This window comes from Aquimarina muelleri DSM 19832 (assembly GCF_000430665.1).
In the GTDB taxonomy this organism is placed as follows: Bacteria; Bacteroidota; Bacteroidia; order Flavobacteriales; family Flavobacteriaceae; genus Aquimarina; species Aquimarina muelleri.
In genome coordinates this window covers 154,652-179,796 of the sequence record NZ_AUML01000006.1, presented here as the reverse complement: position 1 = coordinate 179,796, position 25,145 = coordinate 154,652, and the positions used below count along the sequence as shown (strand labels likewise).

Below are 25,145 nucleotides of genomic sequence, written 5' to 3'. Positions count from 1 at the left end.
CCTGCCGCATTGAAATTTACCACATCCATTCCTAGTTTCATTTTTCTTTCCATTTTAAAAAAATTAAAGATTTACAAAAAATGATCCTAAGGAAATGTAACTTTGTATTTGAAAATTATTCTGAACGGGGTAACTGACAAGTCAGTTCCACCACTGAAATTATCAACAAGCCTCTGAACCTCTAATTCAGGGGCTTTTACATTTTCAACCAGAATTACGCCCGAGCTATTATGCATCAGTTTAAAAATCGGCCTTGCATAGGATCTCTATAAAGTTCGGGAGTTCTTAACGTTAGCAAAAGAAATTAATAGATTTCCTTTATGTGGGGAATTAATGCTAACGGTTTTTTGTATGCTTGATTTTATGCAAAAAGGTACTAACTTTTTATTGAATATTTAGAAAGTAGAAATAAAGAGGTTTAAAAAATTAAAAATACAAAAATTTAAAACTTTAATAGAAGTCTTAATCCCTATATTGTTGTTATTTTATGATGTGAAAATAACTTTTTGTCTAATGATAAACTCGTTAGATTTTCTATATTTTTTTTAGAAACAAAAATATAGGTATTAATTCGAGTTCCATTATTTTTAAAAGCACTTTTAGTTTCTGGTTTTTTTAAAGGATATGGAAAAGATTTTATAAAATAATGACTTTGTACTCTACAAGAGTCATGATTTATATTACATCTCCATTTTTTTATTAAAATGGTATAAATAATTTAACAATCGAAATCAGGTTTTCAATTTTTTATGCTTAAAAATTTAATCTAAATATTCTTTTGGGAACATTAATTTTTTTGGTTTTACATACCTAAAATCTATAAAAATCAAGTTTTTACCAAAAGTTACTCCATCTAAATAACCACAACCTTTCTCAAAAGTTTGATATGGATTAACTTCTATTTCTTTGCCTTCTTTGTTTTTATAAACGACACTAAGACGATTTGATTTATATGAGACTTCAAATATTTCAGGTAGTAATGGGTTTTCGTCAAAACTACCACTATGCATTATTTCTGCACAGGTAAAGCATTTTTGACTCAATCCATCACTGTTTGTTTTTTTTGCTAAATTCTCTAGGTTTTCTCGTAATTTTTCTTCGTTTAAAAATGTGTTTACTATTTTTAAATTCGTGTTATATACATATATTTTTGAGTTTTTAATAGCTGTAAAAAATATGTTTTTCTTCGAAGATTTATCAACTAATAAATCAGGTTCACTAAATCTTCCTGTTATAGCTGCAGGTAATTTCTTGGTGTTTTTTAATAAAATATAGCTGTCATAATCTAATGTCCCAATTATATATTCATTCTCAATACCAGAATTGGGGTTAGTTAGGGTTATATTTTCAAAATTAGTATATTTAAGTGATAACGATATTTTTTCATTATTTTTTAAATCTATTAATATTGATTTGTTATTGTTATTAAATAGATAAAACCGTTGCTTGCTTATAAAAACTTCAGTTTCAAATGTTCCCGGAGATTTTTGTTGAGTTCCCTTTTCTAAATCAAAAATTAATTTATCATCAAGAGAAACATAATCTAATTCGCCTAAAAATCTAATGTCATTATATTTAGGTTCTATTATGGTTTTTTGAGTAGAATCAACAATCCCCCAGAGGTTATTATGCATAAACGGCATATATTTTTTTTTATCTTGTGAGTTAATGTTGTTTATCAAAAACAATGATATTGTTATAAAGAGTATTTTTTTCATTTTTTTATAAGCTGTTTTTCGGATATGTGAAATGTTTTTTTTAACGTTTACTAATGTTTAATATATGTGTCGTAGCAAGGCAAAATGTTACCGAACTATTGACTTTTTCTGCATCTATTTTATAAATATCTATCACTAAGCTACTATGATCATATCTATAGGGTACAATTCTCTTATAGGCAGGAATCCCGTTGATCTTGTATTTAACCATTAGTAAGTCGCAAGCTGTTTTATCGTGAGGTATACGAACCCATCGATAGGTTCAGGGCTGGTGAGCAAGACTTAAGTAGCCTATGTTTAATACGATTTACGGATGAGAATTGCATATAAATAATTGCAAAGGTTTTTCGCTAGATTGATGAATCAAATTAAAGAATAGCCATAGCTATTGTTTCATTTTATGAAGAAAATATAGTAGAAAAAGAATGCGATTATATGCGAGATTTTTATTCGTAAATCGTATAAAATACAAAATAGTTGTTGTTGCAATTCCAAATCCTTAAATGGATTTTGAACAAGTATAAACGCTTCAAAAGAAGTCGGGTTTTAGCTGTAAAATGGCTAAGAGGTATTGCTAGAAATTATCCAACTATGTTATCATTGGGAGTTAGGTTATTAATTAACGTAACGATTGACTACATAATAAAAGTCGTATAAGAGATTGGTATAGCCTTTCCTGAGGTTTAGCAGTAAAACCCCTGTTTTTCTACTCGATCATGCTATGTTTTTATTTAGTTTCCAATTCAATACGATGTGTATCAGATCCATTTCCGTTATTATTTTTAGCGGCTCCTTTTATTATACCATTTCCTGAATAGTCAGAATTAAATTTAATTGTTGCAATTGATTTAGCGATTAAACCATCGATTGAATTTTCAACATTCAAAATTTCCATATTACCAGACTCTACTGTCCACGAAAATTCAGTATTAATAGGTATGTCATTTCTTGAGTAAAAAGTTGTTACAAACTTTATGATTTCATCAGGTAGAGCGACATCAGTTCCATCTACACATATTGATAGTGATGTGGTTGGTTCTATTGTTATTTCACAATCGGTTACATTTTTTAAGTTTTCAATTGTGGATTGAGTGTCATCATCATTTGAACAAGATGTTGCTAATGTGGCAAACATAAATAATAGTAAATAGATAGTTCGATTTTTCATAACATTTCATTTTTTAATTAATATACTTTCTTTATAGTCTTTAAAACTCCCAAAGATTACGTTTAAAATACAACTATGATTATATAACGTTTTCGGTTTTTCAATATAGCATAACGTCTCTTGTATATTGTGTTTGCTTCCCGAAGAGAGCATATGTACATATGCAATATACAAATTGTGTGTGCTCACCATGGACTTTTATTTATCGAAGATAAATAATTAATCTATAGGGAGCAAGTCCTTTATGGGCAGGGGTAACCCTTCGATCTTGCTCAAGACAGGCTTATTTAACCATTAGTAAGTCGCAAGCTGTTTTATCGTGAGGTATACGAACCCATCGACAGGTTCAGGGCTGGTGAGCAAGACTTAAGTAGCCTATGTTTAATACGATTTACGGATGAGAATTGCATATAAATAATTGCAAAGGTTTTTCGCTAGATTGATGAATCAAATTAAAGAATAGCCATAGCTATTGTTTCATTTTATGAAGAAAATATAGTAGAAAAAGAATGCGATTATATGCGAGATTTTTATTCGTAAATCGTATAAAATACAAAATAGTTGTTGTTGCAATTCCAAATCCTTAAATGGATTTTGAACAAGCATAAACGCTTCAAAAGAAGTCGGGTTTTAGCCGTAAAATGGTTAAGAGGTATTGCTAGAAATTATCCAACTATGTTATCATTGGGAGTTAGGTTGTCTGTAAACTTAATAATTGACTACATAATATAAGCCGTATAAGAGATTGGTATAGCCTGTCCTGAGATTGATGAAGGATACGGTGGTACTTCGATAAACTCAGTAGAGCTGAGATAGGTTTAGGGGTGAAATTCTCCTTTTCCTACTCGACTGTACATAGTACTATTCACTAATCAGGATATTCTGATTTAATTTTCGCCTTGGATTGTCAACATTATAATAGTCAATATAATATCCATCGTAGTCAAGAACTTTTAGTAAAATTCTATTATAAATGGTTATGTAAGCGTTCGTAAGTTTTAAATATTCGATTACCTCATTTTGCGAAATATTAGACATCGAACCATGAGCCATTTTGTTTCTAGCAATTAAAGCTTTTGTTTCTATTGATTCATCATCAAATTCAAAATTTATTTCATTTAAAAACAGTTTTATTTTTTCGCCTACTCCAAAATTAAAAGGGTTGTTAATTTTGTTTATGATAAATTGTCCGAATTGATAATCCTTTATTTTTTTTGTTAAATTTTCTAAATCGTCTTCTATAGAACTTCTATATTTTTTCTTTTCCGTTTTTGAGTATTTTTTAATAATGTTCTTTTCTTTGATATAGTTAACGGCTAATGTGTCTATACCACTAGCTAAAATTGGTAGATTAGTTCCTAATGATTGGACTCTACCAATCCATAATTTCCATAAAACATCTTCTAAATCAAATTTTTCTCTACATGATAAATAGTTTGAAAGAAGTTTGCTTAATATTAATTCAGAATTTTGGTAAAAATCAATTGGAGGAAATGGTTTTGAACTACAATTTGAAATAACATTATTTCCCCAAGGTGAATAACAAAAACTATTGATGAATTTTAAATCTTTATTAAAAAGAGTTGAACCAATTCCTAATAATTGAATTCCAAACATAAAACTAATGAATTCAGCTATTGCGCGTCTTGTTTTTGGTATTGGTAATTGGGAAAGGTCATTTCTATATTCAATAGAAATTCCGCTTGTCCAACTTGGTAAATAATCATCATCTATTTTTTGAATGATTATTATTAAATCTGGAATTTGAAGAATAAAAAAATCCCTTTTCAAGGAAGGCATTTTATCTGTGTCTTTTGTCGTTGGGGGTTCGTTAATTCCTGTCCTAAATTTATATGGAAAAATATTTTCGTAACGAGTCGTAAACCTTGGAAAGTTTATATTATTTGCAGAGCAGATGTTCCAATCAATAATTGAAAAAGTTTCATCTACTGAATCTGCATATTTTATTATACTTGATATTGATAGTTTAGATTTAAAAGTAATACCATAATCTTTGTTTTCATATGTAAAAGAAGGACCTGTTATTAAACAATCTCTTAATTTATATCTCTCTGCTAAATCTGATTTTCCAATGAAATTTTCACCTCTTAGGATAATGTCTTTATCTAAATTCTTTCTTTTGAGATGCTCAAGATTTTTTTCGTTATCTACATAACCTGTTATCTCTCCAATTAATTTGAATTGATCATCTCTCCAAACTTTTATCTCAACAATTTCTTTGATTTTATAAAACCCTTCCTCAAATCTAATTTTAGACAAGCTTAAAGGGAAATTAAAATTTTCCCAATCAAATTTTTTAAATATATTGTGGTTTTCGATAGTTATCAGGTATTATGTACAACATTAATATATAGTTACCATGGTAACTATATATTTCTTACGTGGGTAGCTAATTTAGTAAATCTTTTATGTTTTTAAACCTTTTTATATAGCTATCGAGTATAGGTTTCTATTGTTTTTGATACTGTTATACCCAATTGCGTAGATTTAGAAAACATTTCTGCATTATCCAGTGTTATTCTTGGGGATAGATCTCCGTTTTATCAGATTTAATAAAATTTATAATTATTTTCTACCTGTAAAACCAAAAAAACTTTTTTTCGGTTAATTAATAAAGCTTTATTAGTACTATTAAGAAATATAGTACCGTTAACAAGAGTATGATGAAATTTATACAAGCAAAGTAGTAGTAGAATGAAGATAATAACGCATAACAAGTTTAAATATTTAACACGTATTATTTACTTATTTTTAAACCAACTATTACAAATATAGTTCCGATTATTTCGAATAATGTTATTGGTTCTCCCAAAATTAAAAAAGATAACACATATCCAAAAACAGGAGCTAAAAACAACCATTTGCTAGCTTTAACAGTGTCTTTTTTTAATAAGTTTAGCCAAAGTAGCGTAGCAAAAATAGAAATTACAATAGTCAGCCAAAAAAGAGAAGTGTAGAAGTTAGAATCTAAAATAATAGATTTATTATTCATTAAATAAGCAGCGGGAATAAGAAAAACCCCACCAATTAAAGTTTGCCAACCATTAATAGATCTATTAGATAATTTTAAATCGATTTTTTTATAATATACACTGCCTATTGAGTATGAAGACATTCCGATTAATAATAATATAATACCTATTACACTTGCTTTTGATTCTTGAAGTACAGGTAATGTAGCTATTGTAAGACCAATAAAACATATTAGAAAGCCTACAATTTCACGTTTTGAAACTTTTCGATTAAGAAAAAGAATTGAAAATAATACAATTAATATTGGATTTATAGAAATAAACAAATTCATTAAACCAGCAGAAACAAACTCAATAGCAGCAAATAAGCACCCAAGATATATAGTGATGTTAAGTAATCCGAAAACGGTTATTTTTAGCCATTCAGATTTGGAAGGTAACTTTTCTTTTAAAAATATTTGCAAAACAGATACCATTAATATACCTGCTATTAAAAATCTAATTACAGCTAATGTTAAAGGAGAAGCGGATTGTATTCCAATTTTCATTGCAATTGCAGCCGAAGCCCATAATATCGCAAAAAATATTCCTGTAGTATTTTCTTTTTTTTGTATGGATAATGTTTTCATTTAATTTTTGCGATTAGTATCAATAATACAGCTACTACCGTAACCATACATGATATGAGTAGCTAAATTAGGGAATATTTTAGTTTTCTACCTTTTTTTATAACTACAAATAAATACCTTTTTGTGGCTTACACGAGTTTACTTAATACGCTGTATTGGGATACAGAAATAGTCGTGTTTTTACTGGTTTGTAAACTGGTATGTATAGTAAAATTATCAAAAAAGATATAATTTAGTATGTCCTCTTAAATATATAAGTCTCCTGATACATATTATATAAGTCCTCGTAGTTTTTTTATGATCCCCGCAGTAAAAATTATCGTCCCTGTAATGGTGAGCATAAAAAATAGTACGGTGATGAGCAAAGATAGTACGGGGATAACTATAGTAGTACGGTGGTGAGCAAAGATAGTGCGGGGATGGCTATAGTAGTGCGGTGATGAGTAAAGATAGTGCGGTGATGAGCAAAGATAGCGCGGGGGCGAGTAATATCAAGGTTTTTTATTTTCTGTAATTACTGATATACCCTTTATATCGATCAGAATCTTTCCTAAAAACATATTTACCTGCACTGCGTATTTGGTCTACTGCTTCTTTAAGGTGTGTGTATGCCCGGTTTCTTAATTGTAGTACCGTACTGTTTTCATACATAGTACTGCTAGTTACCTCGGCAAGTAGTTTTGCCATGGTGGCAGAAAGTTGCTGCGCAGTATCTAACACAGAAATATCAAAATTAATTGCTTGTAGCTCGGGAAGGTTTGAAGCACCTAAAACACTAAGGTCACTAAGATCCTGTATTAAATCTGAATATCTTTTTCCTTTGGCAATATCTTTTAAAGCTAGTAATATTGCGGTATTATCTTTGTACGCATATCGATAATCAGCCAATAAATCGTTGCGCAGGGCATAGGCAATGGGTAGTTTTTCTCTCCAGGCCAGTTGTGATTTTTCTTTTCCGGTTTTTCTTCGTATCCATAAAGATTGTGCATGTCGCAATGCCGCTGTACGAACCGTAATATCCTCTACATATTGTTGCCAATCCAGATTAATTCCTAATAGTGCTTTTTTATCCTCTTGTACCCACAAGTATAAGTTCTCGGCTTCCTGTAGATAGGTATCTATAGGTATATTGGGGATTTTTATATTTTCTGTAGGTATAGCTTTTAGGGTAGTAAGCGTATTGTCATAATCTTGTTTCGACATATTTTTATGGTAAACTTAAGATAGTAAATGTAAAAGGTTATTGGTAGATACAATAGTAGCAAACTCTTCTTTTAAGCTGGCTATTGCAGTATCGTGTATTAATTGTGCGCTATATTTTTGTCCGTTCGCACCTACTTTATTAAAAGTAGCTACGGCATCTTCTACCAAATAGGTGTTAAAACCAAAATTACCAGCCATTCTGGTAGTGGTAGATACGCAATGATCAGTAGTAAGCCCAATAATTACCAGAGTATCTATATTTTTGTTTTCTAACTGTTCTTTAAGATCAGTACCTATAAAAGCACTATTTACTTCTTTTTGTATAACCGATTCTTGTAATAATGGGGTATTAAAATCCATGAAATCATTACCTGCATTATTTTTGGAAAAAGGAGATACAGGATTGGTAGAACAGTGTTGTATATGAAATACGGGTAGATTGTTTTCTCTCCAAAAAATCAGTAGCTTTTCCATATTTGTTTCTGCATCTGGATTATTGCGTTCTTCGCCCCAGTAGGCTATATCTTCAAAGCCTTTTTGTATATCGATTAATAGTAGAGCAGGGGAGTCGCTTTTAGATAATTTCATAGATATATATTGTTTATATTACTTTTTATGCTGCATTTTTACCTTCTTATTAAAGAGATAATAGTTGCCCGAGTTTATGGAGCAAATGCCATACAATACACAGGATGTTTCAAAGATAAATTTTATATAGAAACAATAATAAGATTACAATTTCTTTTTGTTAATCTGTTCAAAAAAATGTTTACTAATCTTAATAGGATTGTAACTCCAAAGGATAGAGTTTTGATTATTTATGGGGCAGGACATAAAGATATTTTAGTAGACCTTATTAAAGATAGAGTAGACTGGGAGTATTATGATATCAATCAAATTCTGTATCCAAAAAAATAGAATTGTTATATACACGTGAGCTATGTGTGCATTTAACAAAATAAATGAATTTTGTTTAAAAAAATTGTATTATAAATTTCTATAAGGTTAACAATTGTACATAATATATAAATAATCATTAATATTTTTTTAAACAAAGGATTAAGTTTGTAACTTTGTGATACACAAACGATTTTGAATTTTTGCTGAGGAAGGTTTATGGGGCCAGAATCATAACTAAGTAAAGATTCAAAACTTAAAACCATAAAAATGAAACGTATTTTAACAATCGTCATTGCCTTTATGACGGTAATGAGCTTCGCACAAACTCAACTGCAAAAACCTAGTGACCTAGTATCTCAACAAAAATCCTTGAGATCCAATTTTGAAACTACCGAACTCTTTACTTCCATTGATCAACAAAAAAGTAACATACAGGTTCCGAAAGAACTTAAGGATTATGTATTACTTTCTTTAGATCAGAGTAAAATGAAGTCTTTACAAGGTAATTTCCCGAATACTATGAATTTAAGTATTCCTGGTCAAAAATCAGCAATGTCTCTGGATCTGGTAAAAGTAGAGGTTAGAACAGATGATTTTTCGGCTATAGATATGCCTTCTGGTAAAGTGCTTTCTCGTGATAATATAGCGCACTATCGAGGAGTGGTAAAAGGCCAGTCTAACTCGCTGGTTGCTATTAGTTTTTACGACGATAAGGTATCTGGTTTTATTAGTATCGATGGTCAGGATGGTAATATGGTAGTTGGACCTGTAAGTAACAGTAAGAGCCATATTCTCTATAAGGATAAGGAAATTAGTCATTTAAATGATTTTTCTTGTCAGGCAGAAGATAATATAGAAAAAGGAGGGTACACTATTGAAGAATTGGCGAATAACTCACAAAGTAAAGCAGCTGCAAAGTGTGTAAAAATATTCTTTGATATATGTACAGATATTGTTAACGACAAAGGAGGAGCGCAACAAGCTTCTAATTATATCGAAGCTGTATTTAATCAAGTAGCGGCACTATATGCCAATGATCAGATATCTATTAAATTATCAGGTACCAAAGCTTGGACTTCTAATCAACCATTTACCAATAATAGTCTGGATAGTTATATCAGCTATAAAAACCAAAATGGTATTAATGGAGACTTAGCACATATGGTAAATTATAGTTTTGGAGGAGGACTAGCCGGAGGAATTGGAACACTGTGTAACTCATCAAGAAAAGCAGCAGTTTCTGGTATTAAAGGTAGTTATCAAAATATACCTACCTATTCTTTTGATGTATTCTTAATATCACATGAGACAGGACATAATGTAGGATCACGACATACACATGCGTGTGTGTGGAATGGTAACAATACTGCAATAGATGGTTGTGCTGGACGTGTAGAAGGAAATTGTAGATTGCCAGGAAATCCTTCAGGTGGAGGAACTATTATGAGTTACTGTCCAAATACTAGTGTTGGAGTAAATTTCAATAAAGGATTTGGATCACAACCAGCTAATGTAATCCGTAACTATATTGCAGGATCTAGTTGTTTACAAGCATGTGATGGTGGTGGATGTAACACAGGAGATGCTATATCGGTAACCTTTACTAATAATACAGATTGTACTCTAGAGTATTTTCAGAATAATTCTTTACAAGGTTCTGCCAATGCTGGTGGCTCATACAATGCAAACACTACTGTAGGTAGTACATGGCAAGCTAAAAAAGCTTCAGGGGATACCGTAGATAACTTTAGTATTGCTTGTGGACAAACCAGGTATAACTCTTCAGGAAACTGTAGTAGTGGAGGTGGTAACTGTGATGGTGTAGCGCCATACTCTGCTAGTACTACATATAATATAGGGGATAGAGTAACGTATAACGGATCTTTATATGAAAGAACTGCTTCAGGATGGACTAATTTAGGACCTTGTACAACAACTGATCCTTGTGCAGGAGTAGCACCATATTCTGCTAGTACTACATATAGTATAGGGGATAGAGTAACTTATAACGGATCTTTATATGAAAGAACTGCTTCAGGATGGACAAACCTAGGACCTTGTGGTGGAGCATTCACTGCATTTAACGAAGATGGACCAGCGGGAGGATTAAACTTTACAGTATATCCTAACCCAGCGAAAGATCTTTTAAACCTAGAAATCACTAATATAAAATCTTCTTCTAGAATTAGTATCAAGGATATGAACGGAAGAACATTAGAAATTATAGAGTTACAAACAACTCCTGAAAGTGCCGTAAGAAAAACGATAGATATTAGTAAATTATCTACGGGTATCTATTTTGTACAAGTAACTACGGGTACAAAAACTCTTACGCAAAAGATTTTTGTAAAATAATTTTTAAATAATTAATAATAAATTGGCCCTATTAAAAGCTGTCTGTAAAGGCAGCTTTTTTTGTTTTTTGTAAAGAAAGAATAGTAAAATATCATTTCATTTAAGAACGAGTATAAAAGTATATTTTGTATTAATAGTATTATCTTTAAAAACATATATCTATACATAGAGTAATTAAAACGTTATGTTATTAGATACTAGAAAATAATCCTTTTACTAATCATGAGAATTTACATTAAATATATGGTGAGCCTTCGTTGTAAAATGATGGTAAAAGAGGAGTTAAAAAAAATAGGAATTAAATATGTTGTAGTAGAACTTGGTATGGTAGAGATATTAGAAGATATAACCAAAGAACAACGAAGTATACTAAAACAAAATTTAATGAAATCAGGGTTAGAAGTGCTAGATAATAAAAAGAGTATCTTGATTGAAAAAATAAAAAATGTAATAACAGATATGGTTCATTATAAAGATGAATTATTAAAAGTAAATTACTCAGATTATATAAGTGAAAAATTAGGGTATGACTATACCTATCTGGCTAATACGTTTTCTGAAGTAAAAGGTATAACCATTCAGCAATTTATTATTATGCATAAAATAGAGCGAGTAAAAGAATTGCTGATCTATGATGATTTAAACCTTACCGAGATTTCTTATAAAATGCATTATAGTAGTGTAGCACATTTGTCGGGTCAGTTTAAAAAAGTAACAGGATTAACCCCTACATTTTATAAGCAATTAAAAAATAAAAGAAAGTCTAATCTCGAAGACCTTTAAATCTTCATTCCAAGTTTAATTATCCAAAATTTTGTTCGAAAAATAAAACATACCTTTTGTAAGTATATTCTGTGCCCTTTTGGCTTTATTATTTCTATGGGTTTCACTCTACACTAAAGATCAGTTTTATAGAATTAGGAAACTATTGCAAAGTTGCCGTTAGTAATATCGGCTGCAAAGAAATTGAGAGTAGTAAAACATGGGATATATGTAATAATCTACAAGAATTATACAATACTTATTAGCCTAAAAACAGCGATCTTTATATGTGAAACAAAATCACTTTAACTTGCCTTATCCATATCTTTAAGTTTTGTATTACCAGTCTAAGCTTGTCGAATACCAATAAAATCTATGTTATTCAATTACATTTCGATACGTTCAATACAACAATTAAATATCTTTTGGTCTAAAGATAACGATATGGATAAGTAGGGTTAAAGATTAATAAAACCCATACAATGTCAAAAGAAAAAGAAGGTAAAGCTAAATCAGGTAAAAAGACACCAGAAAGAAATCTTAAAGAAAAAAGAGCTGCAAAAGCGCAAAAGAGAGCCGAACACAAGAAGCAAGGCTAACTTGTGTATGGTTTTAGTCTCCGTTATTATAGAGGTTTAATTTTTTTATAATTGCCAATTAACCAATCTTTTGGATCTTCAAGGGTTACTTTATTCAATAAATTAATCCTTTGGGGGTTCCAAATAAAATACAAACAATCATTTAACATTAAATCATGAAACCAATAAAATCTACAATAAGCAAATATAAAGTAGGAGACATTGTATTTGCGAAAGTGAGCCCTAGAATTTCGCTTGTAGTAAGACGACATATGGATGGAGTATATTACTGTGGATTTCAAAATGACCCAGATAGATGGGAATTGGGGCTATCTTTAAAAGCACTGGTAGGAGGTTAAGTTCGACCTCAAAGTTAAATTTTCTTAATATAATTAGTAATTAAAACATGAAAACTTCAGCAATTGTATATTGTGAAAATGAATTTGGTAAACTGGATGGAAAAGTAGCAAATGGCCTTGTCAGACATTCAGATAAATATAAAATTGTTGGTATCATAGATAGTTCCAAATCAGGTCTTGATGCAGGTGAATATTTAGATGGAATTAAGAGTGGAATACCAATATTTAATGATTTTCATCAGGCTATTACAATTTTGGATAACATTCCAAAATATTTTATTTACGGAATAGCTCCCTTAGAGCCTACACTTAGTACTAAAGAAAAAGAAATCGTTTATGAAGCTATTAGGTCAGGAATGCATATTGTAAATGGGCTTCCAGAGTTCTTTTCAGACGATAAAGTCTGTACAGATCTTGCAAAAAAATATGGAGTATCTATTTTTGATGTAAGAAAACCACCATCCAAAGAAAACCTACATAGTTTTACTGGTAAGATAAGAGATGTACAAACACCAATAATAACAGTGTCTGGCACCGATTGTGCAGTTGGTAAACGTACTACAGCACTTAAGTTGGTAGAAGCTTTGCAAAAAGAAGGTTTGCACGCCATTTTTATAACTACAGGTCAAACAGGTATATTACAAGGCTCAAGATATGGTATTGCAATAGATATGTTAAGTTCTGGTTTTGCCTCTGGAGAGGTTGAAAATGCTATTTTAGAATCACTTAAAGAGCAGCCAGATATTATTGTAGTTGAAGGGCAGGGAGCACTTAGTCACCCCGCATTTACCTCTTCAAGTGCCATTATAAGAGGTGCTATGCCAAAAGCAATCATCTTACAGCATCCGCCAAAAAGAAAAACAAGATGTGATTTTCCTGAAATTTTAATGCCAACACTAGAAAGTGAAATAGAAATGTTAGAAGTTTTCTCAGGAGCCAAAGTAATTGCAATTACAATCAATCACGAGGGAATGAATGATCAAGAAGTAGAAAATGTAACTACGATGTATGAAGAAAAATACCAACTACCTGTTACAGACGTTTTAAAAAATGACTGCGACAAGCTTATAGAAAAACTTTATGAAGTATTTCCTGACTTAAGATCCGTAAAACCTATACTGTGGGAACCCCAAGATTAGAAATAAACCATGAAAAAATAGCTCATAATTGTGCATTTCTTACTCAAGTATATGCAGCTAAAAAAATTTCGATTTGTGCAGTTACTAAGGGGGTGTGTGGAAATATAATGATCGCCCAAACCCTGGTATCTACAGGGGTAACTATGCTTGCTGATTCTAAAGTTTCGAATCTTAAAAAAATGCGAGAAGGAGGCATTCTTGCAACATTTTTACTTATAGGAACACCAATGCTTAGTCAAGCTCGTAGTATCATTAAATGGGCAGATATTAGTAATAATTCAGAGTTGGTAGTAATTGAAGAATTAGCAAGGCATGCTTGTATTAGAGGAGTTACTCATAAGATTATACTTATGGTAGAAATGGGGGATTTGCGCGAAGGGATAATGCCTTCTCGTTTAGATAATATGGTTAAAAAAGTACTAAAATTAAAAGGAATTAAATTGGTTGGTATTGGTACAAATTTAGCATGTTTTGGAGGTATCCAGCCAAGTAAGGATAAAATGGAATTACTATCTGTTATAGCAGAGTGTATCGAACAAAAATACCATATTTCATTACCATATATTTCAGGAGGAAACTCTGCAAATTATGGCTGGTTTAAATCAACTCATGATATTGGTAAAATTAATCATTTACGACTTGGAGAATCTATTCTTTTAGGTGTAGATCCGGTTAACAGACGTCCAATCCCAAATCTTTATACAGATGTTTTTAATTTAGTTGCAGAGGTAACCGAATTAAAGATAAAGCCCTCTGTGCCATACGGAAAAAAAGGGCAGAATGCATTTGGTCATATTTTACATTTTCCTGATAGAGGAAAAATTTCAAGAGCAATACTAGGAATCGGACTTCAGGATGTGGATGTATCAGGATTAAAATCGAATCTGGATATCTCTATCCTAGGGGTAGGAAGTGATCATACTATTATTGACCCACAAAAAACTAATCTTAAAATAGGAGATGAGGTATCGTTTAGCCTTAATTATGCTGCATTACTATCTGCAATGACCTCTCCTTATGTTGAAAAAATAAATATTGTTTCTTATGAACTCGAAGGAATACTGTGATCAGGTAGAATCTCATGATATTTTACACAAAAAACTCGAAAAGAAATTCTTTATTAAAGACAACGGATCTCCCTTAGTTAGTCTTAAAGATACTGGTTTTCATCTAATTTATGAACCTTCTATTATAAAGGGATATAGGTATATGGTACGCCAAGAGTTAGTAGAAAAAATCGAGAGAATTAGCAATCATCTAGAACAAAAGGATAAAACTTTAGTAATACGTTCTTCATGGAGATCTTTTGAGCATCAAAGATTACTATGGGAACTTACCGTTTTTGGGATGCAAAAGAAATTTCCTAATAAAAAAGTTAAAGAGATTAATGAAATTGTTTCTTATTACATAGCTCCCGAAAAAAAGTCAACTCACTCTACTGGTGGAGCAATAGATGCATTGATATATGATAAAAAAAAGGATCAAATCCTAAATTTTGGAACTAATAAAGGATATAAAATTGATCTCAGTAAAAAATGTTACCCTTATCATCCAGCAATTAGTCTGGAAGCTAAAGAAAATAGGAAATTACTTATCGATCTGTTCGAAAATGAAGATTTTGTATGTGATATGAAAGAATATTGGCATTTTGATTATGGTAATGTGGGTTGGGCAATAGAAAAAGGTAAAGATTATGCTATTTATGATATAATTAGATGAATTGTTAAACAGATATAGTATCCTATGGTATTAAAAAAAGAGGGTGTTTGACTTTTCAGACCCCCTCTTTTTAGAAGTTCTTAAAAATAGTATAGATTACTATTCTTAGTTTTTTGAATCAACTTTGGTAGACTCGGTCTTACCATCATTTATCATTTTAGTATCCCCATCTTTTAAATAGGTGTCCAAAAATTTTAGAACTCTGCCATACGCTTCAATTTGATTTTCTTTTTTTACAAAACCATGTCCTTCATCTTCAAAAAGAACGTATTCTACAGGGACTCCGTTCTTTTTAACCCCTTCTACAATCTCATCAGATTCTATCTTTAGAACTCTTGGATCCTGTGCTCCCTGAAGTACAATTAAAGGTTTGGTGATTTTTTCGGTATGAAAAAGTGGAGAAATCTGATGTAATCGAATAGAGTCTGCGGTATTCGGATCTCCCATTTCGGTATATAATGCTTCTTTAAAAGATTCCCACCATGGTGGAATGTTTTTTAAAGTTCTTATCCAGTTAGTAACTCCAAAAAGATTTACCCCAACTTTAAATTCTTCTGGAGTATAGGTAAGTGCTGCCATCGTCATATATCCACCATAAGATCCTCCTATAATACCTATTTTATTACTATCAATAACATCTTGTTTAGCAAGCCAATCTTTTCCAGCAATACAATCCTTTAAATCCTTGTCACCATGGTTACGGTCATCCATTTTATAGAACGTTTTGCCATAACCACTGCTTCCTCTGTTATTTACAGCCAATACAGCATAGCCATGGTTTACCAAATATTGAATTACAGAAGAATACCCTTGTCTGGATTGCCCTCCGGGCCCACCATGTACCCATACTAATGCAGGAACTTTATTTGTAGCGGTAGCTTGTTTTGGTTGGTAATAGATTGCAGGAATTTCTAACCCATCAAACGAAGGAAAACGAACTACCTGAGAGGTTACCAAATGTTCTGCATTAATATCTTTATTTAAAACATCGGTAAGTTTATGATACTCTTGGGTAGCAAGATTATAAGAGTAAGAGTTATCTGGAGTGTTAGAACCGCCAACGCTTAGAAGAGCCATAGACTCGTCTCGAGAAAAGCTTGCTTGATTAATTTCCTGATTATCTATAGTAGGAAACTTAACTTTGTTACCAGTTGCAACTTCGGTTACTTCTATAACAGTTTTAGCATCTTCGTTGGTAAATAGTATTTGGTATTTTCCGTTTCGAGTAAAGTAAAAACGAGCAATATCCCATTTTTTTTCAACTACTTTTTCTTTAGTACCTTCTTCAAGATTATATTTCATTAGGTAACTAAACTCTGCACTATCATCTGTCGTATAATAAAAAGAAGTACCGTCTGGAGAAAAATCTTCTGGAGAGTTACTACTTAAATTAGTATTGATCTTTATTTTTTTGTTAGTAACTGTATTTAGTAGATAAAGATCTCTATCATTGGTATTGATAGTTTTGGTTAGTAGGATGTGCTTTCTATCTTCGGACATTATCTCAAAATCCATCCCATCTTCATTTTTATAAATCATTTTAGAAGTAAAATCTGCAATATTCATTTCATAATAATCCATAAATTTAGAATCTCGCTCATTGCTTCCGTAAAAAAAGCTTTTTCCATCTTTAGCCCATCCTCTAAATAATGCTCTTACATTTTTCTCTGGGGTTAAGCGTTTAATTCCCGAACTATCTTTTACAAAAATTTTAAAAATTTCATCTCCGTTACCATCCATTCTAAACAGAATTCTATCATCTTCAGGAAAATAAGAGATTCCGTATACAGAAGCACTATCGGATTTTGTAACAGGAGTAAACTCTCCACCGCTAGAGGGTACAGTATACATATTATAAATACCAGATCGGTTGCTGGTCATTAATACGCTTGATTTATCTGGCGAAAAACCATTTGCAAACGCATTTTCGTTATCCATAAATTGCTCAATGGAGTATGGGTCGATGGTAATGGATTGTGCAATCTCTTCTTTTTTTTCTTTTTTACAAGAAAAGAAGAGAAGCAATCCTAAATTTAACAGGATTATTTTTTTCATAATTTATATTACTTTATTTATTGTTGGATATTAAAATTCTTTATCTCTTTAAAAGGAGATATTTTTAATTTTTCTATGGCTTCCCTATAGGTTTTCCAGTTTTGTGCAAAAAATGTATTGGTTTTATCCAGTGCTATTTTTAAAGCATCTTTTGCTTGTTTTATAAGTGTGTTTTCGGTACTAGTTAATCCATCTTTGCGACTACTAGTATACCATTGTGCGCTTTCTAGGCGTTGCATTACATTTATAGTTGGATCGCTGGTAATACCTTGTCGTTTATCTTCTTTACCAATATATAGTGCAATTACAGTATCTATCTTTTTAGAAATATCTTTAGATAATTTTATTTGTTCTTTATACTTCTTTTTGTCTAGTTTTTGCAATTCTGTTTGGTATTTTGCGGCTATCTCTTTACTTTCTGCCAATTGTTTTACGACATCTGCAATTTTCTGTTTTATCTTTTCTAGATTTTTAGAAGCGGCATATACTTCATTTATATTTTTTTGAGATACTGGCAACCTTGGATCTGATTGTACTTCGATACTACTTTCAGATTTTTGATCTCCGTATTCTAACAATAGTTTGTATTTTCCTGGTTTAACAGCTATTCCTCCTGGTTCTTTATCTTGTTTTTCGACTTTTCTATTTGGTTGTTCTGCCCCTTTTTCGTCCATCAACCATTTTATTTTATGAAACCCTGTAGAATCTGGAGTTTTTTGTTTTAAAGTACGAATCAATCGATCTCCATCATAAACTTTAAGACGTATAGAATCCCATTTTATGGTAGCTTCTTCTTCTTCGGTATCCTCTTCTTCTTCCTCGTCTTTGTTAGGGTCTTCTTTTTTCTTTTCGACTTGTAGGTAGTAAGAGATTAATGCTCCATATTCCCTGTTTTCACCATTATATAATGCATCTCCTCCAAAACGACTTCCTGTTGGTTGTTGGTATGCTGCCTGATAAGCTGTTGGGGTTTCAAAAAGCTGTAATTTTTTATTTAAAATAGTTTTATCCTTTGCAAGTGCTCTTAATGGTCGTATATCGTCTAATACCCAAGCAGCACGACCAAAAGTACCTATTACTAAATCGTGTTCTCTGGGTTGTATTACCAAATCTTTTACAGGTACGGTAGGAAACCCTTTGGTCCATTTTATCCAATCGTTACCTGCATTAAAAGAAATGTATAACCCATCATCGGTACCCAAAAACAAAAGGTTTTTTTCGATAGGATCTTCTACAATACTTAGGGTATAGCTTTTTACATCGCTCTGGTCTACAATACGATTCCAGGTTTTACCATAATCGGTTGTTCTGTATGCGTATGGGGTATAGTTAAATCTTCGGTAATCATTGGCTATTAAAAGAGCTTCTCCTTTATTTTTATTCGAGGCTTTTATTTGTACTATCCAGCTACCTTTTGGTAATCCTTTGATGTTTGCAGAAACGTCTGCCCAGTTTGTACCTCCATTTTGAGTAATATGCACGCGACCATCATCGGTAGCTGCCCATAGCATGTTTTGTTCTAAGGTAGACGGTTCTACTACTAATACAGTACAATGATTTTCGGCTCCAGTGGCATCCATCGTTAATCCGCCGCTTTCATCTTGTTTTAATTTTGCAGGATCGTTGGTGGTTAAATCTGGAGATATAATAGTCCAGGTAAGCCCTTTATCGGTGCTTTTATGTACAAATTGACTTCCAAAATATATAGTGTTATTATCAAAAGGATCTATATTAATAGCAGCGTTCCAGTTAAAACGTAATTTTATTTCGGGATCTGGGTGAGTAGGGCGAACGGTATAGTTATTACCAGTCATCCAATCGTACCTGCTTACATATCCTTGCTGGCTCATAGACCATCCATATCTGGAGTCGTCTTTATCGGGCACTACATCAAATCCATCTCCAAAAGATATTTCTTGCCAATACGAGTTTCGTATTCCTTGTGCTTTCCATACATAGGCGGGACCTCTCCAGCTACCATTATCTTGCATACCACCATATACATTATACGGGTATTCATTATCTACATTAATATGATAAAATTGTGCTACGGGTAAATTGCCGATAAAGCGCCAGGTTTTTCCTCCATCGTGCGAAATGTTTAATCCACCATCATTGCCATCGATCATAAAACTACCATCGGTTGGATGAATCCACCAAGCGTGATGATCTGGGTGTACGCCATTATCTACACCATAGGCTGGCATTAATTGCGTAAAATTTTTACCGCCATCTTCAGATACGTTTACATAGGTAAATACAGAATATACTCTGTTTTCATTTTCGGGATCTACAAATATATCTGAGTAATAAAAGGGGCGGTTTCCGATATCATTTTTATCATTTATTTTTTTCCATGTAAATCCTCCATCGATAGATTTATACAGTGCATTCTTTTTGGCTTCGATAAGGGCATATATAATATTAGGCTTATTTGCAGCGACGGCTATACCTATCCTTCCTAAATCTCCTTTTGGTAAACCGTCTTTATCGGTACGTTGTTCCCAGTTTTTACCACCATCATGGGTGATATAAAGACCAGATCCTTTACCACCAGATTTAAAAAACCATGGGTCTCTTTTATGCTCCCACATGGCAGCAATTAATTTGTTAGGATTTGTAGGATCCATAACTAAATCTGCTGCACCTGTTTTATCGTTGTTAAACAAGATTTTGGACCATGTTTCTCCACCATCGGTAGTTTTAAAAACACCTCTCTCTGGGTGTTCTCCCCAAGGAGATCCAATTGCAGCAGCATATACTGTATTAGGATTGGTTGGATCGATAATCACTCTATGGATATGTCGGGTTTTTTCTAACCCCATTAGTTTCCAATTTTTACCGCCATCCATCGATTTGTATATACCATACCCACCATTAAGACTGTTTCTTGGGTTTCCTTCTCCTGTTCCTACCCATAATACTGAGGGATTGGATTGTTGGATGGCTACTGCTCCTATAGAAGCGGTAGATTCATTATCAAAAACAGGGCTCCATTTAATTCCACCCGATGTTGATTTCCATAATCCGCCAGATGCAGTCCCTGCATACATTATATCTGGATTAGAAGTAACTACATCGATAGCTGTTACACGACCACTCATTCCACCCGGACCTATATTTCTAGGGGTATTGTCCTTAATGAGATCCATTGTGAAATTTTGCGCAGATGCGATAGACACTACACTGAGTAACAGGAAAAATAATAGTTGTTTTTTCATTTTTTTTAATATGCGTTAATTATAGTTGAATTAGTTATTTTGGTTCTGTAAGAAAGGGGGATATCAAAATATTTATTGTTAAGTACTAAAAATTCTGGGTTTTTTATTTTTTGCAAAATATGAATTGTGATGTTTTGTATTGGGAGAGCATATTTATGAATTAATTCTATTACATTTTTATGCAAGAGCATATAATACAATAAAAGATAGGCGTCAATAGCTTTTTTAGGTAGCTGTAATTGGTTTAATAGACTCTTTTGCGCAACACCAAAAATGGTATAAAGAACGCTTGATAAGAAAAGGAATGATTTTAACACATTACAATAGATTACCTTTTAAGACTCTAAAGTAAATAAAATCAAAATGCTAAAGTCTTAAAGGGGTGTTAAGGTAAAAGGGAGGTTGTCTATTAGCTAGCTTAATTTGATCTTTTTTTTGAAGCATTCTCTTTTAAAAATTAAAGTATCTATATACCATAATACTTAATTAGGTTTTCCAGATGCTTATATTATTGGTTAAAAAGGTAGGCTCGAAAAGCTAAAGTTTTCATAATAAAAAGAATACTTTTTTTTATTGAATACTTTATGGGGTGTCTAGAGGGATATTTATTGATGTTTTTCAATCATATGATTTGGGTCATAAAGATTACGCCCTGTATAAGCGTATTTTTGTTATCAAACAAAGATGGTAAAAAACTAAAGGAAAATTTATTATGGCAAGTAAAAATACAATTGAAATTGTTAAATCTACAGCACCTGTTTTAGAACAGCATGGAGAAACAATTACTAAAGTGTTTTATAGGTTATTATTTGAAAATCATCCAGAGTTAAAGGATGTTTTTAATATGGTAAATCAAAAAAAAGGAACGCAACAAAAAGCATTGGCAAGTACAATATTTCAGTATGCTGTACATATAGATAAATTAGAATTATTAGGAGATGCGGTAGAGCATATTGCTCAAAAACACACTAGTCTATCTATTTCAAAAGAGGCTTACCCTATAGTAGGGAAAAATCTTCTTGCTGCAATTAAAGAAGTTTTAGGGGATGCTGCAACTCCTGAAATCATTGATGCATGGGCAGAGGCTTATGATGATTTAGCTGCTATTTTTATAAATAGAGAAGAGGATATATATTCTAGTAGAGAAAAAAGTATTGGAGGCTATAGAGGAACAGAGAAGTTTATTGTAATAGATAAAATAAAGGAAAGTGATGTGATTACTTCATTTTATTTGAAAAGAAAAGATGGTACACCAGTTCCTACATTTCTTCCGGGGCAGTATGTTGCTTTAACAATAGAGATACCTAATACAAATCATAAACATACCAGAAATTATAGTTTATCAGATGCAAATGATAAAGATTATTTAAGGATTAGTCCTAAAAAACAAGAAGGAAATCCAGAAGGAATTGTATCAAATTATATGCATTCAAATATAGATGTTGGAGATATTTTAACTCTAGGAATGCCTTCTGGAGAATTTGTTTTAAAAGAAGTAGAAAAACCAATAGTTTTAATAAGTGGTGGAATAGGCGTAACTCCTTTATTAAGTATGTTTAAAGAGTTGATAAAAAAAGATAATCAAAAAATTATCTTTCTTCAATGTGCTTTAAATAGTGAAACGCATGCTTTTTCTAAGGAGATAAATGAGTTAATTAAAGTAAACTCAAAATCAGTGGTTGTTTATAGTGCTCCTTTAGACAGCGATTTTCTAAATAGTAATTACGATTATCAAGGGTATCTTACAGCGGAGATTCTAGAGGATTTAAATATTAATAATGAAAGTGATTTTTATTTTTGTGGACCACCTCCTTTTATGGCAAATACTTTAAAAATATTAAAAACTTTAAATGTTAATCAAGAAAATATAAACTATGAGTTTTTCGGACCAGCAGAAGAACTTGCTGTGGTTCATTAGGAAAATCTTATAATTTAATAAAAAAATGCTCTTCTTATTTTTAAATCTGTAGAAGAGCATTTTTTTATTAATTTTTTTTAGATATTCTACTTGTTTTATCAGATGCTAAAAACTTAAAATATAGCTCTGTAAAATAGAATTAAGAAAAAAGGAAGTTTTTGTATAGATTCTAAAAACGAATCGTTTTTTAATCTGCATTGTGGAGTTTAATTCTCCGCGAGGTTATTGATTTAATATGATTTTTATTCTTTTTTTGGTTTAAACATTTTTTCGAAGGCATTGTATACTGCTTGATGTAAAGCATCTCCATGTGTTTTGTCTTCCAAAAACTCAAAAAATAGTTTTGTGTTTTCTGTTTTTTCGTTCTTTAGCTTTGCGTACAATTTTTTTGCGGTACGTTCCATAACTTCTCCTTCTTTACCAACGGCAATATAAATTGATTTGTTAGAACTGTATTTTGTGGGTGGATAATTTAAAAGGTTTTCATTATCCCACCACAGGCTTGGGCTAACTATAATATAGTTATCAAATAGATCGGGGGTTTTAAATAAAATTTCTGTAGCTAATAACCCACCAAGAGATTGTCCGATAATAGTATTACTATTTCCTGTTCTAAAAGTTGTCTCTATAAATGGTTGTAGCTCTTTTTGAAGAAACTTTACAAAATTTTCTGACTTTCCTGATGTCGGAAAATCTTTTTGATCCAGTGCATTTGTAGATGTATAGGTAAAATCTTTTTTTCTATCCACATTTGCTATACCAACTACAATAGACTCGGGGATGATATTTATCCATGAAAAAGAACCAAATTGTACGATTCCAGAGATATGGATAAAATCCTCATTTTTTGAACCGTCTAACAAATAAATAACGGGATATGTCTTTATACTATCTTTAGAATACCCCATAGGCAAATAGATATTCAAGTTTCGGGTTTCTTCTAAGATTTTAGATTTGATGGTAATAGATTTGCCTATCGAAAAATCACTTTCGCTTATTGCTTTGGGCAAGCTCTGCCCAAAGGATCCCCAAGTTATCCATGTCAAAGTTAAAGTTACTAATATCTGTTTCATATATAACTATTAGGTAAGGTATTTGGATTTATTCTTTTTTTTGTTGGTCTACTATATTCTTTAGGGAGTGTTTATACGTTTCATATTTTTCTGCCATTTGTAGAAAAGGTTCTATTGTAAAACTGAAGGTGCTATCGCCATTAAAAATCCAATAATTGCCCTCTAGTTTTCCGTTTTTAGTTTTGATATTTTGTTCTGGAATATGATTTATAGAAAATTGATTTTTTTCTTCATTATACCAAATGCCCATTGCTTGTAAATCTTCTTCTTTGGAATAACTAAGTGTTAAATGTGGTTGTATGGTTTCTTTTGTCGTTTTAAAAGTAAAACTTTTTACATTAAAATTATCGAGCTCTTTTGCCCAAGGAGTATTTTTTTCTTTCCAATAAAATAATTTGTCCCATTGTTCTAATACAAGTGCTTTATCTTTTTCGGATTGGATAACGGTAAATAGATTTTCTTGAATGATTTCTATTTCTTGTTTTTTGGGATATATAGTAACTGTTGTTTTATCGGCAGCAATTCCTACGTTTTCCATTCCAAAGAAAGAGCCTAAGATGAAGAAAAGTATTTTTATAGATTCCATTTTTTATGTTTAAGTAGTTTTAATCTATTAGTTAGATGCAGTACGGCTATTGCATGACGTGATAAAAATAGTAATATTCTTTGTTTTTATAAACTAACATACATCTTTTTGGAAAACATTTATTAGTGATGTTTTATATTGTTTTACTTACAGTATTTCTAGTTCTTTTGCTATTTCAATTCGCCATTTTTCTTTTTGGTCATATTTGGTGTTGTATTCTTCAATTGGTATGTCTAAGAGTTTAAATAATTTTTCTGCTTTATGAAACTCTATTTTTTCACCAACTCTTTTAAAATCATTATTTTCGATACCGTTATCAATTTTGTCTTCAAAATATTGAATCATAATATCCATTAAGAGTACGTTCCAATTATTGCCATAGTCGGTATATATCGCATCATTTTCAAGCTCGAAATGTATAATTCTTTCAGTGTGCTTATTAAAAGTGAATACATAAAAGCTTTCGCCACAGGAAAAAATAGGAATGATATTTTGGTTTCTGATTATTTTATAGTCAAGAATTTTCGGTAAATAAAAGTATGCTCCATCTGTTTTTTCTACTCTAAATTCTAGTTCGGTTACGTTACCAATATTTTCAAGGAATAATTTTGGCGCTCCAAAACGGATCAATTCATCTATTCTTTTTTCTTTCGGTATGAGATTTGTCATATTTTGGGTAGTAACGTTATATAGTTGCAATGCATATTTATTATAAATATAATTTTCTGTAAGTTGTTAATGTGTTTTTCTTTTTCCGATTCTTAAACTC

The 25,145-nt window shown here is 31.5% G+C and carries 19 protein-coding genes; 8 read left to right on the top strand and 11 right to left on the bottom strand.

Annotated elements, in window-relative coordinates; all coding sequences use genetic code 11:
* Positions 1–761: 761 nt before the first annotated feature.
* The 6 genes from H527_RS0105695 to H527_RS0105670 form a co-directional block, all read right to left on the bottom strand.
* Positions 762–1,718, bottom strand: coding sequence for a hypothetical protein (locus H527_RS0105695; protein WP_155837814.1), 957 nt, complete (start codon positions 1,716–1,718; stop codon positions 762–764).
* A 727-nt stretch (positions 1,719–2,445) separates the two neighbouring features.
* Positions 2,446–2,886 (bottom strand): hypothetical protein, encoded by a 441-nt coding sequence (locus H527_RS0105690; RefSeq protein ID WP_155837813.1) that lies wholly within the window; start codon positions 2,884–2,886, stop codon positions 2,446–2,448.
* Between the two features lie 861 nt (positions 2,887–3,747).
* Entirely contained in the window at positions 3,748–5,166 is a 1,419-nt protein-coding gene (locus tag H527_RS0105685) for a hypothetical protein (protein ID WP_027411808.1), read from the bottom strand.
* Between the two features lie 478 nt (positions 5,167–5,644).
* The gene (locus H527_RS0105680; protein ID WP_051316652.1) at positions 5,645–6,508 is read right to left on the bottom strand and encodes a DMT family transporter; all 864 of its coding nucleotides are present in this window, start codon (positions 6,506–6,508) and stop codon (positions 5,645–5,647) included.
* A gap of 501 nt (positions 6,509–7,009) precedes the next feature.
* Entirely contained in the window at positions 7,010–7,711 is a 702-nt protein-coding gene (locus tag H527_RS0105675; RefSeq protein WP_027411806.1) for a hypothetical protein, read from the bottom strand.
* Positions 7,712–7,726: 15 nt separating this feature from the next.
* On the bottom strand, positions 7,727–8,299 hold the full coding sequence (locus H527_RS0105670) for a cysteine hydrolase family protein (protein ID WP_027411805.1): 573 nt from the start codon (positions 8,297–8,299) through the stop codon (positions 7,727–7,729).
* A 27-nt stretch (positions 8,300–8,326) separates the two neighbouring features.
* On the opposite strand from H527_RS0105670, the gene H527_RS0105665 reads away from it, so the two are divergent.
* The 7 genes from H527_RS0105665 to H527_RS23060 all read left to right on the top strand — a co-directional run bounded on the left by H527_RS0105665 (position 8,327) and on the right by H527_RS23060 (position 15,523).
* Complete coding sequence (locus H527_RS0105665; RefSeq protein ID WP_027411804.1) at positions 8,327–8,629, top strand: DUF5694 domain-containing protein; 303 nt, start codon at positions 8,327–8,329, stop codon at positions 8,627–8,629.
* 249 nt (positions 8,630–8,878) lie between these two features.
* Positions 8,879–10,966: a T9SS type A sorting domain-containing protein gene (locus H527_RS23065; RefSeq protein ID WP_081414557.1), complete on the top strand. Its 2,088-nt coding sequence runs from the start codon at positions 8,879–8,881 to the stop codon at positions 10,964–10,966.
* Positions 10,967–11,188: 222 nt separating this feature from the next.
* A complete protein-coding gene (locus H527_RS0105655; RefSeq protein ID WP_051316650.1) occupies positions 11,189–11,749 on the top strand; it encodes a helix-turn-helix domain-containing protein in 561 nt (186 codons plus the stop codon).
* Positions 11,750–12,482: 733 nt separating this feature from the next.
* Positions 12,483–12,665, top strand: a complete 183-nt coding sequence (locus tag H527_RS21515) for a hypothetical protein (RefSeq protein ID WP_035087472.1) — start codon at positions 12,483–12,485, stop codon at positions 12,663–12,665.
* A gap of 47 nt (positions 12,666–12,712) precedes the next feature.
* Positions 12,713–13,804 (top strand): N-acetyltransferase DgcN family protein, encoded by a 1,092-nt coding sequence (locus H527_RS0105635; RefSeq protein WP_027411802.1) that lies wholly within the window; start codon positions 12,713–12,715, stop codon positions 13,802–13,804.
* Entirely contained in the window at positions 13,786–14,871 is a 1,086-nt protein-coding gene (locus tag H527_RS0105630) for an alanine/ornithine racemase family PLP-dependent enzyme (protein ID WP_035087470.1), read from the top strand. The genes H527_RS0105635 and H527_RS0105630 overlap by 19 nt, the downstream gene beginning before the upstream one ends.
* Positions 14,849–15,523 carry a M15 family metallopeptidase gene (locus tag H527_RS23060; RefSeq protein ID WP_027411800.1) on the top strand — a complete coding sequence of 225 codons (675 nt, stop codon included), beginning with the start codon at positions 14,849–14,851 and terminating at the stop codon, positions 15,521–15,523. The genes H527_RS0105630 and H527_RS23060 overlap by 23 nt, the downstream gene beginning before the upstream one ends.
* A 105-nt stretch (positions 15,524–15,628) precedes the next feature.
* Here the strand turns inward: H527_RS23060 and H527_RS0105620 are convergent, their stop codons facing one another.
* Positions 15,629–17,578, bottom strand: coding sequence for a S9 family peptidase (locus tag H527_RS0105620; RefSeq protein WP_027411799.1), 1,950 nt, complete (start codon positions 17,576–17,578; stop codon positions 15,629–15,631).
* A gap of 17 nt (positions 17,579–17,595) precedes the next feature.
* Positions 17,596–20,799, bottom strand: a complete 3,204-nt coding sequence (locus tag H527_RS0105615) for a VPS10 domain-containing protein (protein ID WP_027411798.1) — start codon at positions 20,797–20,799, stop codon at positions 17,596–17,598.
* 712 nt (positions 20,800–21,511) lie between these two features.
* Between H527_RS0105615 and hmpA the strand changes: the two genes are divergently transcribed.
* Complete coding sequence (gene hmpA, locus H527_RS0105605; protein ID WP_027411796.1) at positions 21,512–22,717, top strand: NO-inducible flavohemoprotein; 1,206 nt, start codon at positions 21,512–21,514, stop codon at positions 22,715–22,717.
* 242 nt (positions 22,718–22,959) lie between these two features.
* Here hmpA and H527_RS0105600 read toward each other — a convergent pair whose 3' ends face one another.
* From H527_RS0105600 to H527_RS0105590, 3 genes are all read right to left on the bottom strand, one after another.
* A complete protein-coding gene (locus H527_RS0105600; RefSeq protein WP_027411795.1) occupies positions 22,960–23,790 on the bottom strand; it encodes an alpha/beta hydrolase in 831 nt (276 codons plus the stop codon).
* A gap of 28 nt (positions 23,791–23,818) precedes the next feature.
* Positions 23,819–24,376, bottom strand: coding sequence for a hypothetical protein (locus tag H527_RS0105595; RefSeq protein WP_155837812.1), 558 nt, complete (start codon positions 24,374–24,376; stop codon positions 23,819–23,821).
* 147 nt (positions 24,377–24,523) lie between these two features.
* A complete protein-coding gene (locus H527_RS0105590; protein ID WP_027411793.1) occupies positions 24,524–25,045 on the bottom strand; it encodes a hypothetical protein in 522 nt (173 codons plus the stop codon).
* Positions 25,046–25,145 lie beyond the last annotated feature (100 nt).

Coding starts and splice junctions, on each gene's coding strand:
- H527_RS0105695 (WP_155837814.1), bottom strand. CDS start 1,718: ATGAAAAAAATACTCTTTATAACAATATCATTGTTTTTGATAAACAAC.
- H527_RS0105690 (WP_155837813.1), bottom strand. CDS start 2,886: ATGAAAAATCGAACTATCTATTTACTATTATTTATGTTTGCCACATTA.
- H527_RS0105680 (WP_051316652.1), bottom strand. CDS start 6,508: ATGAAAACATTATCCATACAAAAAAAAGAAAATACTACAGGAATATTT.
- H527_RS0105675 (WP_027411806.1), bottom strand. CDS start 7,711: ATGTCGAAACAAGATTATGACAATACGCTTACTACCCTAAAAGCTATA.
- H527_RS0105670 (WP_027411805.1), bottom strand. CDS start 8,299: ATGAAATTATCTAAAAGCGACTCCCCTGCTCTACTATTAATCGATATA.
- H527_RS0105665 (WP_027411804.1), top strand. CDS start 8,327: ATGCTGCATTTTTACCTTCTTATTAAAGAGATAATAGTTGCCCGAGTT.
- H527_RS23065 (WP_081414557.1), top strand. CDS start 8,879: ATGAAACGTATTTTAACAATCGTCATTGCCTTTATGACGGTAATGAGC.
- H527_RS0105655 (WP_051316650.1), top strand. CDS start 11,189: ATGAGAATTTACATTAAATATATGGTGAGCCTTCGTTGTAAAATGATG.
- H527_RS21515 (WP_035087472.1), top strand. CDS start 12,483: ATGAAACCAATAAAATCTACAATAAGCAAATATAAAGTAGGAGACATT.
- H527_RS0105635 (WP_027411802.1), top strand. CDS start 12,713: ATGAAAACTTCAGCAATTGTATATTGTGAAAATGAATTTGGTAAACTG.
- H527_RS23060 (WP_027411800.1), top strand. CDS start 14,849: ATGAACTCGAAGGAATACTGTGATCAGGTAGAATCTCATGATATTTTA.
- H527_RS0105620 (WP_027411799.1), bottom strand. CDS start 17,578: ATGAAAAAAATAATCCTGTTAAATTTAGGATTGCTTCTCTTCTTTTCT.
- H527_RS0105615 (WP_027411798.1), bottom strand. CDS start 20,799: ATGAAAAAACAACTATTATTTTTCCTGTTACTCAGTGTAGTGTCTATC.
- hmpA (WP_027411796.1), top strand. CDS start 21,512: ATGGCAAGTAAAAATACAATTGAAATTGTTAAATCTACAGCACCTGTT.
- H527_RS0105600 (WP_027411795.1), bottom strand. CDS start 23,790: ATGAAACAGATATTAGTAACTTTAACTTTGACATGGATAACTTGGGGA.
- H527_RS0105595 (WP_155837812.1), bottom strand. CDS start 24,376: ATGGAATCTATAAAAATACTTTTCTTCATCTTAGGCTCTTTCTTTGGA.
- H527_RS0105590 (WP_027411793.1), bottom strand. CDS start 25,045: ATGACAAATCTCATACCGAAAGAAAAAAGAATAGATGAATTGATCCGT.